The organism is Marmoricola sp. RAF53, assembly GCF_052114005.1.
Taxonomy (GTDB): Bacteria; Actinomycetota; Actinomycetes; order Propionibacteriales; family Nocardioidaceae; genus Marmoricola.
In genome coordinates, this window is sequence record NZ_JBFRDX010000005.1 from 229,773 (window position 1) to 243,158 (window position 13,386).

Genomic DNA, 13,386 nt, shown 5'->3' on the forward strand with positions numbered 1-13,386 from the left:
TGGGAGAGGACGGCGACGCCTGCTGGCACCGCCGGATCCGGGTGCCGAGATGCACGAACGCAACAGGTCCGGTCACCCCCGAGACCGACATCCTCCCGGGAACGTAGCCACCGCCCGGAGAACGGCTCCATGACTCGAACGGGCTAGGGACACGCGGACGGACGGGCTAGCGGTCTGGGTCATCCCGGATCCGGTCTAGCGCATCGCCGCCCGACCTGTCCCCTTAGGCCTGAAACGAGTTCGTGACGACCCGGAGATAGCGGACGGATCCGGCACTGCGGCCGAAGTCACCCGGCCCGCCGCCCCGGGCCCGGGAGGACCGGGGAAGTTCCGAATCACGTCCTCCGGAGCCGCACTGGTGCAGACCGGTCAGCGCGGCGCAGCACCGCGCGCGAGCAGCTCCGCCAGGTGCAGCGCCCGTACGTCGGCCAGGTCGGCCAGCTGGGTGCGGCAGGAGAACCCGTCGGCGAGCACCGTCGCGTCCGGGCCGGCGGCGCGGATCGCCGGGAGCAGCGCGTTCTCGGCGACGGCGACCGAGACCTCGTAGTGACCCTTCTCCATCCCGAAGTTGCCGGCCATGCCGCAGCATCCGCCGAGCCGGGTGACGGTCGCGCCGGTCGCGCGCAGCAGCCGCTCGTCGGGGCCCCAGCCGAGCACCGCGTTGTGGTGGCAGTGCGGCTGCACGACCACCTCGGTGCCGGACAGGTCCGGCGGGGTGTAGCCGATCGCGTCCAGGTGCTCGGCGAACGTGCGCACCTGCGCGGTCCGGTCGACCAGCCAGTGCGCGTCGTCGCGCAGGACCGCCAGGCAGGACGGCTCCAGGAGCACGACCGGGACGTCGCGTCCGGTGATGCCGTCGATGTCGGCGAGCGCGGCGGTGAGCATCTTCCGGGCGTGGTCGAGCTGCCCGGTCGAGACCGAGGTGAGCCCGCAGCACTCGGACCCGGTCCGGACGGCGACCCGCTGCCCGGCCGACTCGAGCACGGCCACGGCGGCGTCGACCACGTCCGGGGAGAAGAAGTCGCTGAACGTGTCGGCCCAGATCACCACGTCCGGTGTCTCCGGGGCGGTCCGGTAGCGCTTCCGCGCCGGCACCCGGTCCAGGCGCGGCAACGAGCGGCGCTTGTCGACACCGGCGGCGGCCTTGGCGAGCGGACCGAGCGCGAGCCCGGCGTTGGCGAGCCGGGCGGGCACCTTGCGGACCAGCTCGGGGAGCCGGCCGAGTGCGTAGTGGCTGGCGGGGCGCCGCTTGCCGGCGTACCGGGCGTCGAGGACCTGGGCCTTGTAGGCCGCCATGTCCACGCCGGTCGGGCAGTCGCGGGCGCAGCCCTTGCAGGACAGGCAGAGGTCGAGCGCGTCGCCGACGGCCGGGTCGGTGACCGGGAGCAGGCCGGCGGTGACGTCCTGGAGCACCCGGGCGCGGCCGCGGGTGGAGTCCTTCTCCTCCCCCGTCGCCAGGTACGACGGGCACATCACGCCGCCCGACGCCGTGTTGTCCGCGGTGCACTTGCCGACGCCGGTGCAGCGGTGCACGTCGGCGCGGAGGGCGGCGAGCGGACCCGCCGCCGGGGCCGCGAGCCGGATCGCCGCGTCGGCCGGGTCGGGATCGACGAGCACGCCGGGGTTCATCAGGTTCCCGGGGTCGAGCGCGTGCTTGACCCGGCCCATCAGCGCGAGCGCCTCGGGCGAGTACATCCGGGACAGCAGCTCCGAGCGGGCGCGGCCGTCGCCGTGCTCGCCGCTCATCGACCCGCCGTAGGTGGCGACCAGGTCGGCACCCGCCTCGAGGAACCCGCGGAACCGGGCCCGGCCCGGGGCGTCGTCGAGCTCGAAGTCGATGCGGACGTGCACGCAGCCGTCGCCGAAGTGGCCGTAGGGCACGCCGTCGAGCCCGCTGTCGGTGAGCAGCGCGTCGAAGTCGCGCAGGTAGGCGCCGAGCTTGTCCGGCGGGACGGCGGCGTCCTCCCAGCCCGAGTGGGCCGGCCGGGAGAGCGAGCGCGCGGCCAGGCCGGCGCCGTCCTCGCGGATCCGCCAGAGCGCGGCCTGCTCGGCCGGGTCGGTGACCACCCGGGACGGCACGCCGGCGGTGGCGACGACCGCCTCGGCCGCCGCGCGGGCCTCCTCGGCGGACGCTCCGGTGACCTCGCAGAACAGCCAGCCGTCGCCGGCGGGCAGCTCGGGCGCCCCGACGACGAGCGAGGTGATCCGCCGGTCCAGGCCCTCGCAGGCGGTGAGCGGATGGGCGAGCAGGCCGGGTACCGCGTCGGCGGCATCGGCCATCGACCCGTAGCCGAGCAGGGCGAGCGCGCGGTACGGCGCGTCCTCGACGAGCCGGACCTGGGCCTCCAGCACGATCCCGAGGGTGCCCTCGGCACCGACGAGCAGCCGGTCGAAGCGCCGCCCGTTCTCCGCCAGCAGCGCTTCCAGCCCGTAGCCGGAGCCCTGGCGGGAGAAGGTGCCGAACTCGGTCCGGATCAGGGCGAGCTCGGCGTCGACGAGGGCCTGGACGGCCGCCGGGGTCGCGGCGCCGTGGTCGAGCACGGTGCCGTCGGCCAGGGCGATCCGCAGCGACTCGACGTTGTCCGAGGTGCGGCCGTAGGCCAGCGCCCGGGACCCGCAGGCGTTGTTGCCGATCATCCCGCCGATCGTGCAGCGGGTGTGCGTCGACGGGTCCGGGCCGAACCGGACGCCGTGCGGGGCGGCGCCGCGCTGCAGGGCGGCGTGCACGATCCCGGGCCGCACCCGGGCGCTGCGGCCCTCGACGGAGATGAGGTCGTTGAAGTACCGGCGCAGGTCGAGCACGATCCCGGGCCCGATCGCGTTGCCCGCGATCGAGGTGCCGGAGCCGCGCGCGGTCAGCGGGATCCCCGTCTCGCGCGCGACGGCGAGCGCGGCGAGCACCTCCTCCTCGGTGCGCGGGAAGGCGACCACCTGCGGCTCGATCCGGTACAGCGAGGCGTCGGAGGCGTACAGCGAGCGGGCGAGCGCGCTCGCGTCGGTCTCGAGCCCCGCGGAGCGCAGGGCGGCAGCGAGGTCGGTCACCAGAGCTCCAGCGATCGGGTCAGGATTCCGGCGGCGTCCTCCGCGGTGACCGGCCGCGGCGCGGTCGCGAGCAGGCGCTGCTGCTGCATCGTGCCGGTGACGAGGTCGTCGACGTCGGCCTCGCCGTACCCGATCTCGCCCAGGCCGTTCGGGATCGCGATGTCGCGCATCAGGTCGGCGAGGACCGACGGCAGCGCGTCCGGGCCGTCGTAGCGGTGATCCGGGTCGAGCAGGGACGCGGCCTTGAGGTGGCGCTCCGGGCTGGACGCGAAGGTCCACCGGAACGCCTCGGGCGCGGTCAGGGAGACCGCCATCCCGTGCGGGACCATCGCCTCGTCGCCCGGGTAGCCGGCCGGCCGGAAGTCGGGGCAGCGGTCGTGGACCCGGCCCGCGATCGGGTAGGCGTTGGCGTGCGGGATGTGCACGCCGGCGTTGCCGAAGCCCAGCCCGGCCATCGTCGCTGCGAGCGCCATCTGCTCGCGCGCCTCCGGGTCCTCTCCGTGGTGGACCGCCCGCCGGAACGACGTGGCGAGCAGCGACATCGCGTTCTCGGACCAGAGGTCGGAGATCGGGTTCGACCCGCAGTAGGGCACCCGCTGCTCGGGGGTCTTGCGGTCGTAGGAGGTGAACGAGCGCGCGGTGTAGGACTCCAGCGCGTGGCAGAGGATGTCCATCCCGGCGGCCGCGGTCACCCCGGCCGGCTGGCTCAGCGTCAGGGCCGGGTCGACGACCGCGAGGGTCGGGCGCAGCCGGGCGTGGCTGATCCCCGTCTTCACCTGGAGCGCCAGCACGTCCAGGACGCAGATCGTGGTCGACTCGGCGCCGGTGCCGGTGGTGGTCGGCACCGCGACGAGCGGCTTCAACGGGTTGCGCGGCGCCCGCGCCTTCCCCACCGGCGCGTTGATGTAGTCCAGGAGCTCGCCGTCGTTGGTGGTGAGCAGGTTGACCGCCTTCGCGGTGTCGATGCTCGAGCCGCCGCCGACCGCGACGAACGCGTCCCACGGGCCGGTCTCGCGGGCGTGCGCGATCGCGGCCGCCATGCTCGCGTCGGTCGGCTCGACGTGGACGCCGTCGTAGACCGCGGCCTCGATGCCGAACCGGTCCATCTGCTCGGCGACCCGCTGCGGGTGGCCGGTCGCGGCGACACCGGGGTCGGTGATGACCAGGACCCGCTTGACGGCGTACTGGCTGAGGTCGTAGCCGATCTCGTCGGAGGCACCGGTTCCGAACTTGAGGCCGGGCGCACCGTAGGTGAAGACCGTCTCGCTGCCCGTACCTCCACTGCCGTGCGTCATGGCGCAGACGCTAACGCGAATCGGACGACCGAGGTGACCTCGACGGATCCGTTCTCGATGGCGGACAGGTCCACCCAGGCGACGGCGTCGGTGGTACCGCCTTCCTCGGTGACCTCGGGCTGGACGTCGAGCGGTACGTCGACCGCGAAGACGAGGTTGACCGCGTGGAAGTCCTCGTGCCGGCCGTTCGGGGCGGTCCCGGTGAAGTGCACGTCGTGGACGCCGATCAGGGCGCCCACCTCGGCGGTCAGCCCGGTCTCCTCGAGCATCTCCCGGGCGAGCGCGCGCGCCGGCCGCTCGCCGTGGTCGACGCCTCCGCCGGGGAGCGTCCAGCGGCCGGGCCCGACGGCGGTCGGGCTGAGCCGGGCGAGCAGGACCTCCGACCCGCGACGGGCCAGCCCCTTCGCGGCGAGCCGCTGCACCTGCGAGACCGCGTGCTCGGTCAGCACGTCACGCACCCAGCCGACGACCGGCCAGCTGCCGTCGAGGACCGCGGCCAGCGGCACCCACCGGGCGTCGACGGTGGACCCGCCCACCTCGACCACGCGCGGCTCCGGGGCGTCGACGGGCGGCCACCCCTCGAAGACCATCCGCACCGCGTGCAGGTCGATCCCGGTCGCCACGCCGTCGGCCGGTGCCGCCGTCCGGTGCGCGGAGTCGATCCAGGCCCGGTCGCCGACCTGGACGTGCAGACCGGTCTCCTCGTGGACCTCCCGCACGACGGCGTCGCGGGGGTCCTCGCCGAAGTCGATCCCGCCGCCGGGCAGGGTCCAGCGCTCCTCGTCGACGAGGTACGGCGCCAGCCGGGAGAGCAGGATCTTCTCGTCGCGCAGCACGACCGCGTACGCCGCGACCCGTTGCCTGCGAGGCTCGTCACGGTTCACGGACGGATGAGTCACGGACTCATCGGGTACGTCGGACACATGGCGACTCTACGCAGCGCGAGCCTGCCCGGACGCACGACCCCGCACGCCTCGGGGCGGCCGGCCGCCTCGCCGGAGCGGCCGCGCCGGGATCCGTGGCTCGACAACGCCAAGATGACCCTGGTGACGCTCGTGGTCGTCGGGCACGCCTGGACGCTGCTGCCGCACTCCACCGGGACCGACTGGGCCTACGACTTCCTCTACGCCTGGCACATCCCGGCGTTCGTGCTGATCACCGGCTACCTGTCCCGCGGGTTCACCTGGACCGGCCCGCGGCTGCTCGCGCTGGTCCGTACCGTCGCGGTCCCCTACGTGCTCTTCGAGACCGCGCTCGCCGTCTTCCGCTACCAGGTCGGCGGGGTGCGGCTGCACGACCTGTTCCTCGATCCGCACTGGCCGATGTGGTACTTGGCCGCGCTGTTCTTCTGGCGGCTGCTGACGCCGGTCTTCACCGCGCTCCCCCGCGGGACCGCGCTCGGCCTCGCGGTACTGGTCAGCCTGGTCGCCGGGCTGCGCGCCGGCGACACCTTCGACATGGCGCGCATCCTCGGCCTGCTGCCGTTCTTCGTGCTCGGCCTGCACCTGCGCACCCCCGACTGGGACCGGCTGCGTCCGGCGCGCACGGCCTGGTTCGGGCTGCTCGGCCTCGCGACCGTGGCGGTCGTGACCCGGTTCACCGACGACTGGATCGCCACCGAGTGGTACTACTACCGCTCCCGCTACGACGCGTTGGAGCCCGACGACCTGCACGCGATGGCGATCCGGCTGGTCCTGCTCGGCATCGGCCTGCTCGGCGCGGTCTCCTTCCTCGCGCTCGTCCCCCGGGTCCGTGGCTGGTTCACCGCGCTCGGCGCCGCCACCCTGGTCGTCTACCTCTTCCACGGGTTCGTCGTGCTCTCCGCCCAGTACGCCGGCTACCCGGGCTGGACGGCGGCGCACCCGGTGCCGGCCTTCGTCCTCACCACGGTGGCGGCGGTGGCGGTGGCGCTCGTGCTCGCCGCTCCCCCGGTCGCGCACCGGCTCAACGTGGTGGTGGACCCGCTGGGCCGCTGGCACAGGTGGCACCAGCCCGCTGACCGGGCCCCCAGGTCGGACTGACGGCGTTCTTCGGCAGCACGTCGTGGCGCGCCGCGAGGTCGGTCGTCGGCGCGTGCCCGCCGAGATGGGCCGGGTACCAGGCGGCGTACTCACCGGGCCGCGGCCGGTGCTCGGGCATCCGCTGCAGCTCCTCGACCATCGCGGTCAGCCGGTGCCCGAGCTCGGTGGTGACCGCGGTCAGGTCCTCGTCGGGCCCGACCCGGAACGGCGTGCCGAACCGGACGTCGACCCGGCGGCCGCGGGTCAGCTCCGGCGACGGCTCCGGTACGCCGACCGACCAGATCCGCTGGGAGCCCCAGATCGCGACCGGGACCACCGGTGCACCGGTCTCGCGGGCCAGCGCGGCCACGCCGGGCATCAGTGCCCGGACCGTGAAGGAGTAGCTGATCCCGGCCTCCGGGAAGATGCCGACCGCCTCCCCCTCGCCGAGCAGCCGGCGGGCGGTCAGGTAGGCGGCGGCGGGGGCCTGCCGGTCCACGGGCACGTGCCGCATCCGGGTGAGGAACCAGGCCGGCGGGCCCGGCACCCAGGCGTCGTACCGGGTGAGGAAGCGGACGTAGCGTCCGCGCCGGACGGCGCCCTTCTCGACGAACACGAAGTCCGGGTAGGCGACGTGGTTGGCCGCGAGGATCACCGGGCCCGCGGTCGGGAGGTTCGCCTCGCCGGAGACGTGCACCCGCGCACCGAGCGCGCCCAGCAGCGCCCGGCCCAGGCCGTTGGTGAACCGGTAGGCGAGCTCCACGTCGGCGATCAGGAGAAGGGCGGGCGGTCGTCGATCTTCACCGACTGCCGGCCGGCCCAGCGCCACACCCTGGCCGCGCGGTCGCGGTCGGCCTCGTCGACCAGGTTGCCCATCCAGCGCAGCGCCAGCGTCATCAGCCAGTCCGAGCGCATGCCCGCGGGACCGAGCGCCGGCAGCAGCCGCGGCACGGTCACCAGCCCGGCCAGCCGGCGGGCGATCGAGAACGCCTCGCCGTAGTGCTCGCGCAGCAGCGCCGGCCAGACCTGCTCCAGGTCCGCCCCCGGTGTCGCGGTGAGGACGTCCACGACCAGCCGTCCGGTCTCCAGGCCGTAGTCGATGCCCTCCCCGTTGAGCGGGTTGACGCAGGCGGCCGCGTCGCCGATCAGCGCCCAGTTGGGGCCGGCCACGTTCGAGACCGCACCGCCCATCGGGAGCAGCGCCGAGGTCGGCATCCGCAGGTCGCCGGAGAGCTGGAAGTCCTCGCGGCGCTGCTCGGCGTAGTGCCGCATCAGCGGGCGAAGCGCCACCTCGGCGGGCCGCTTGGCGGTGGCGAGGGTGCCGACACCGAGGTTCACCGAGCCGTCGCCGAGCGGGAAGATCCAGCCGTAGCCGGAGAGGATCTCGCCCTGCTCGCCGCGCAGCTCCAGGTGCGAGCTGATCCACGGGTCGTCGGACATCGCCGAGTCGACGTACGAGCGGCCGGCGACGCCGTACACGGTGTCGCGGTGCCACTCCCGGCCGAGCACCTTGCCGAGGCCGGAGCGGACGCCGTCGGCGACGACGAGCCGGTCGCACTCGATCTCGAAGCGCTCGTGCCCCTGGCTCTCGAAGACGACCGCCGCCACCCGGGCGCCGTCGCGGCGCACGTCGACCGCGCGGATGCCGTCGATGGCCAGTGCCCCGGCCTTGATCGCCGTGGTGCGGAGGTGGTCGTCGAGCTCGGTGCGCGCCACCGCCGACCCGTACGACGGCAGGTTGCCGCCGGGCCACGGGAGCAGCAGCGTCTGGCCGAACCCGTGGGCGCGGAGGCCGTGGTTGACCGTGTGCGCCCTGATCCAGTCGCCGAGGCCGAGCCGCTCGAGCTCGCCGATCGCGCGCGGCGTGAGCCCGTCGCCGCAGGTCTTGTCGCGCGGGAAGACGGCGGCGTCGGCGAGGACGACCTCGCGGCCGGCGCGCGCAGCCCAGGCGGCCGCCGACGAGCCGGCCGGTCCGGCACCGACGACGAGGACATCGGTGCGGAAGGGCCCCGGGAAGGCAGCAGCTGGCGTGGTCACCCGCGCATTCTCCCAGTGCGGGCACCGGCGCGCGAACCGGGACCGGCCGTTCGGTTCAGACCCGGATCGCGGCCGGGATCCCGTCGCCGAAGACCTCGGGCTCGGCCGGCAGCGACTCGCTGCGTCCCTGGCTGTGCCGGACCGCCGACCAGGCGGCGGCGCACGCGTCGAGGAGGTCGTCCTCGGCGAAGCCGGATCCGCGGAACCAGGGCGGGACGACGAGGCCCGCGGTGTCGAGCGCGGCCCGCCGCTCGGCGACCCCGTCCGGGTCCTTCTTGCGGGCGAGCACCGGCGCTCCGGCCATCCGGGCGAAGCTGAGCTCGGGGTGCACCTCGATCACCTCGACCCCGGGGCGGGCCCGCACCCAGGCGTCGACCTCGAGGATCTTGCCGCCGAGCGCGTAGGCCTGGGCGCTCGCACTGGTGCCGCCGGTGGCGGCCACGTTCGCCTCGCGCGCCTCCGCGTAGGTCTCCGCCTGGTAGGCGGCCCGGGTCAGCGTGGTGAACACCGAGGACCCCTTGCCGGGCAGCTCCTTGCGCGCCAGCGCGTCGGCCCGGCGGCTGCCGGTGTCCGGCAGCCCGATCGGGATGTCGACCGCGACCACCTGGACCGGCCCCGTCATCCGGGCCAGATCGACGAGCGCGGCCACGGTGGCGCCGACCAGCACCGCGGGTGGCAGGTCCGGCCGCAGGCAGACGCCGACCCAGCCCGCGGAGCAGGCGTCGACGCCCAGCACGGGGACGGTCACCTCGAAGGCCGCAGCCCGTTCGGGCTCAGGCTCGGTGGCCGCCGGCGCCTTCGGTCCCGCGGTCACGGCGCCGCTCGGCTCCTTCGCGACCCGGGTCGCCTCGGCGGCCAGCGCCGCGGCCACCTTCGCCGCCCGGTGCTCGCGCAGCCCCTGGCTCACCAGGTCCTGGAGCGCGGCGCGCCACTCGCGGTAGTCCATGCGCACATCCTCGTGGTCGCGGGTTCGGGCCCTGCGCGACTCACCGGGTTTCGAGACGGCGAAGGCCCCGCGAGCGAGCTCGCGGGGCCTTCGTCTCCTCAACCTTCACGGCTGGTCCTGAGCCCGCGCAAGCGCGGGCTCAGGGCCGCTCAGTTCTGGTACGAGCCGAAGTCGAAGTCGTCCAGCGCGACCGTCTGCGCTCCGGCGGTGCCGAAGTCGTAGCTGCCGTAGGAGTCGTACCCGGTGACGGAGTACGCCGCGGCGCGGGCCTCCTCGGTCGGCTCCACCCGGATGTTGCGGTACCGCTCGAGGCCGGTACCCGCCGGGATCAGCTTTCCGATGATCACGTTCTCCTTCAGGCCGCGCAGCGAGTCGGACTTGCCGTTGATCGCCGCGTCGGTGAGCACCCGGGTGGTCTCCTGGAAGGAGGCCGCCGAGAGCCACGACTCGGTCGCGAGCGAGGCCTTGGTGATACCCATCAGCTCCGCACGACCCGAGGCCGGCTTGCCGCCCTCGGTGACCACGCGCCGGTTCTCCTCTTCGTAGAGGACCCGGTCGACCAGGTCGGACGGGAGCAGCTTGGTGTCGCCGGACTCGATCACGGTCACCCGGCGCAGCATCTGCCGGACGATGATCTCGATGTGCTTGTCGTGGATCGACACGCCCTGGCTGCGGTACACCTGCTGGACCTCGGCCACCAGGTGCTCCTGGGCCTTGCGGACACCGAGGATGCGCAGCACCTCCTTCGGGTCCGGCGTGCCCTGCACGAGCTGCTGACCGACCTCGACGTGGTCACCGTCCGCGACCAGCAGGCGCGCACGCTTGCTGACCGGGTACTCGACCGGGTCGCTGCCGTCGTCCGGGGTGACGATCAGCTTGCGGGCCTTGTCGGTGTCCTCGATCTCCATCCGGCCGGAGGCCTCGGAGATCGGGGCACGACCCTTGGGCTGGCGCGCCTCGAACAGCTCGACGACGCGGGGCAGACCCTGCGTGATGTCGTCGGCCGACGCCACACCACCGGTGTGGAAGGTACGCATCGTCAGCTGCGTGCCGGGCTCACCGATGGACTGCGCGGCGATGATGCCGACCGCCTCACCGATGTCGACCAGCTTGCCGGTGGCCAGCGAGCGGCCGTAGCACTTGGCGCAGGTACCGGTGCGGGCGTCGCAGGTCAGGACCGAGCGGACCTTGACCTGCTCGACACCGGACTCGACGAGGGCGTCGATCTGGACGTCGCCCAGGTCGTCACCGGCACCGACGAGGACCTCGCCGCTGGTCGGGTGCAGGATGTCGACGGCCGCGTTGCGGGCGTACGCCGAGGTCTCGGCGTTCGCGTCCTTGCGGACCACGCCGTCCTCGCCCCGCACGCCGATCACCTTCGGCATGCCGCGCTCGGTGCCGCAGTCGTCCTCGCGGATGATGACGTCCTGCGAGACGTCCACCAGACGACGGGTCAGGTAACCCGAGTCGGCGGTACGCAGCGCGGTGTCGGCCAGACCCTTGCGAGCACCGTGGGTGGAGATGAAGTACTCCAGGACCGAGAGGCCCTCACGGAAGTTCGACTTGATCGGACGCGGGATGATGTCGCCCTTCGGGTTGGCCACGAGGCCACGCATCGCCGCGATCTGACGGACCTGCATCCAGTTACCACGGGCGCCCGAGTTCACCATCATGAAGATCGGGTTGTCGCGGTCGAAGTTGACCTCCATGGCCTTGGCGACCTCGTTCGACGCCTGGGTCCAGATCTCGATGAGCTCCTGACGGCGCTCGTCGTCGGTGATCAGACCGCGCTCGAACTGCTTCTGCACCTTGGCGGCCTGGTCGTCGTACTTCTCCAGGATGGTGGCCTTGGACTGCGGCGAGACGACGTCCTCGATGGAGACCGTCACACCGGAGCGGGTCGCCCAGGTGAAGCCGGTGTCCTTGAGGGCGTCCAGCGAGTTCGCGACCTGGACCTTGGTGTAGCGCTCGGCCAGGTCGTTGACGATCTTGCCGAGCTCGCTCTTGCCGACCTGGTAGTCGACGTACTCGTAGTCGGCCGGCAGCGCCTCGTTGAACAGCGCCAGACCCAGGGTGGTGTCGAGGATGACGGTGTCACCCTCCTCCCAGCCCTCCGGGCGGAGCCGCTCGGGCAGGTTGACCCCGCTCAGGCGGAGCTTCACCTTCGACTGCAGCGAGATCTCGCCACGGTCGAACGCCATGATCGCCTCGCCGGTGGACGAGAAGGCACGGCCCTCGCCGGGCTCGCCGTCGCGGTCCAGGGTGAGGAAGTAGATGCCGATGATCATGTCCTGGGTCGGCATGGTCACGGGGCGACCGTCCGACGGCTTCAGGATGTTGTTCGTCGACAGCATCAGGATCCGGGCCTCGGCCTGCGCCTCCGCGGAGAGCGGCAGGTGGACGGCCATCTGGTCACCGTCGAAGTCGGCGTTGAAGGCCGAGCAGACGAGCGGGTGGATCTGGATGGCCTTGCCCTCGATCAGCTGCGGCTCGAAGGCCTGGATGCCGAGGCGGTGCAGCGTGGGCGCACGGTTCAGCAGGACCGGGTGCTCCGCGATGACCTCCTCCAGCACGTCCCAGACCTCGGGGCGCACGGCGCGCTCGACCATCCGCTTGGCGGACTTGATGTTCTGCGCGTGCGACAGGTCGACGAGGCGCTTCATCACGAACGGCTTGAACAGCTCGATCGCCATGTACTTCGGCAGACCGCACTGGTGCAGCTTGAGCTGCGGGCCGACGACGATGACCGAACGGCCCGAGTAGTCGACGCGCTTGCCGAGCAGGTTCTGCCGGAAGCGACCCTGCTTGCCCTTGAGCATGTCGGACAGCGACTTCAGCGGCCGGTTGCCCGGGCCGGTGACCGGACGACCACGACGGCCGTTGTCGAACAGCGAGTCGACGGCCTCCTGGAGCATCCGCTTCTCGTTGTTGACGATGATCTCCGGGGCGCCCAGGTCGAGCAGGCGCTTGAGCCGGTTGTTCCGGTTGATGACGCGGCGGTAGAGGTCGTTCAGGTCGGAGGTSGCRAAGCGGCCACCGTCGAGCTGGACCATCGGGCGCAGGTCCGGCGGGATGACCGGGACGGCGTCCAGGACCATGCCCATCGGGCTGTTGCCGGTCTTGCGGAACGCGTCGACGACCTTGAGCCGCTTCAGGGCCCGGACCTTGCGCTGGCCCTTGCCGGTCGCGATGGTCTCGCGCAGGTTCTCGACCTCGCCCTCGATCGAGAACGTCTCCAGGCGCTTCTGGATCGCCGTGGCGCCCATGTAGCCCTCGAAGTACTTCCCGAACCAGTTCTTCATCTCCCGGTAGAGGAGCTCGTCGCCCATGAGGTCCTGGACCTTCAGCGTCTTGAAGGTGTTCCAGACCTCGTCGAGCCGGTCCAGCTCGCGCTGGGCCCGGTCGCGGACCTGCTTCATCTCGCGCTCGGCACCGTCCTTGACCTTGCGGCGCGCGTCGGCCTTGGCACCCTCGGCCTCGAGGGTGGCCAGGTCGGCCTCGAGCTTCTTCGCGCGGTCGTCGAGGGACACGTCGCGACGGTTCTCGATGCTCTTGCGCTGCAGGCCGATCTTGCCCTCGAGCTCGGCGAGGTCGCGGTGACGCGCGTCCTCGTCCACCGAGGTGATCATGTACGCCGCGAAGTAGATGACCTTCTCCAGGTCCTTCGGGGCGAGGTCGAGCAGGTAGCCGAGCCGGCTCGGCACACCCTTGAAGTACCAGATGTGCGTGACCGGGGCGGCCAGCTCGATGTGGCCCATCCGCTCGCGGCGGACCTTGGAGCGGGTCACCTCGACGCCGCAGCGCTCGCAGATGATGCCCTTGAAGCGCACGCGCTTGTACTTGCCGCAGTAGCACTCCCAGTCCCGGGTGGGACCGAAGATCTTCTCGCAGAAGAGGCCGTCACGCTCCGGCTTGAGCGTGCGGTAGTTGATGGTTTCCGGCTTCTTGACCTCGCCGTGGCTCCAGGTGCGGATGTCGTCCGCGGTAGCCAGGCCGATCTGAAGCTGGTCGAAGAAATTCACGTCGAGCACGGTGGCTGTCGTCCTTCGTTAGTTCTGGAAAATCT

General features: G+C 72.4%; 8 protein-coding genes. 1 reads left to right on the forward strand and 7 read right to left on the reverse strand.

Annotation, left to right across the window (positions count from 1 at the left end; all coding sequences use genetic code 11):
* Positions 1–369: 369 nt before the first annotated feature.
* Genes AB4Y76_RS06620 through AB4Y76_RS06630 form a run of 3 tightly spaced genes read right to left on the reverse strand, consistent with a single transcriptional unit; the run spans position 370 to position 5,221 of the window.
* Positions 370–3,042, reverse strand: coding sequence for an FAD-binding and (Fe-S)-binding domain-containing protein (locus AB4Y76_RS06620; protein ID WP_441923386.1), 2,673 nt, complete (start codon positions 3,040–3,042; stop codon positions 370–372).
* Positions 3,039–4,337 (reverse strand): hydroxyacid-oxoacid transhydrogenase, encoded by a 1,299-nt coding sequence (locus AB4Y76_RS06625; protein WP_441923388.1) that lies wholly within the window; start codon positions 4,335–4,337, stop codon positions 3,039–3,041. Before AB4Y76_RS06625 ends, AB4Y76_RS06620 begins: the two co-directional genes overlap by 4 nt.
* Positions 4,334–5,221 (reverse strand): NUDIX domain-containing protein, encoded by an 888-nt coding sequence (locus AB4Y76_RS06630; protein WP_441923390.1) that lies wholly within the window; start codon positions 5,219–5,221, stop codon positions 4,334–4,336. Before AB4Y76_RS06630 ends, AB4Y76_RS06625 begins: the two co-directional genes overlap by 4 nt.
* A 39-nt stretch (positions 5,222–5,260) precedes the next feature.
* On the opposite strand from AB4Y76_RS06630, the gene AB4Y76_RS06635 reads away from it, so the two are divergent.
* On the forward strand, positions 5,261–6,358 hold the full coding sequence (locus AB4Y76_RS06635) for an acyltransferase family protein (protein ID WP_441923392.1): 1,098 nt from the start codon (positions 5,261–5,263) through the stop codon (positions 6,356–6,358).
* On the opposite strand, the gene AB4Y76_RS06640 is transcribed toward AB4Y76_RS06635, so the two are convergent.
* The 4 genes from AB4Y76_RS06640 to AB4Y76_RS06655 all read right to left on the reverse strand — a co-directional run bounded on the left by AB4Y76_RS06640 (position 6,282) and on the right by AB4Y76_RS06655 (position 13,351).
* Positions 6,282–7,100, reverse strand: coding sequence for a lysophospholipid acyltransferase family protein (locus AB4Y76_RS06640; RefSeq protein ID WP_441923394.1), 819 nt, complete (start codon positions 7,098–7,100; stop codon positions 6,282–6,284). The two genes, AB4Y76_RS06635 and AB4Y76_RS06640, sit on opposite strands and share 77 nt — an antisense overlap.
* 8 nt (positions 7,101–7,108) lie before the next feature.
* Entirely contained in the window at positions 7,109–8,374 is a 1,266-nt protein-coding gene (locus AB4Y76_RS06645; RefSeq protein WP_441923396.1) for a geranylgeranyl reductase family protein, read from the reverse strand.
* A 55-nt stretch (positions 8,375–8,429) separates the two neighbouring features.
* A complete protein-coding gene (locus AB4Y76_RS06650; RefSeq protein ID WP_441923398.1) occupies positions 8,430–9,320 on the reverse strand; it encodes a DUF429 domain-containing protein in 891 nt (296 codons plus the stop codon).
* Between the two features lie 149 nt (positions 9,321–9,469).
* A complete protein-coding gene (locus AB4Y76_RS06655) occupies positions 9,470–13,351 on the reverse strand; it encodes a DNA-directed RNA polymerase subunit beta' (protein WP_441923400.1) in 3,882 nt (1,293 codons plus the stop codon).
* Positions 13,352–13,386 lie beyond the last annotated feature (35 nt).

What these genes read in the sequence shown, in the direction of transcription:
- AB4Y76_RS06625 (WP_441923388.1), bottom strand. Translation starts at nt 4,337, where the DNA reads ATGACGCACGGCAGTGGAGGTACGGGCAGCGAGACGGTCTTCACCTAC.
- AB4Y76_RS06635 (WP_441923392.1), top strand. Translation starts at nt 5,261, where the DNA reads ATGGCGACTCTACGCAGCGCGAGCCTGCCCGGACGCACGACCCCGCAC.
- AB4Y76_RS06650 (WP_441923398.1), bottom strand. Translation starts at nt 9,320, where the DNA reads ATGGACTACCGCGAGTGGCGCGCCGCGCTCCAGGACCTGGTGAGCCAG.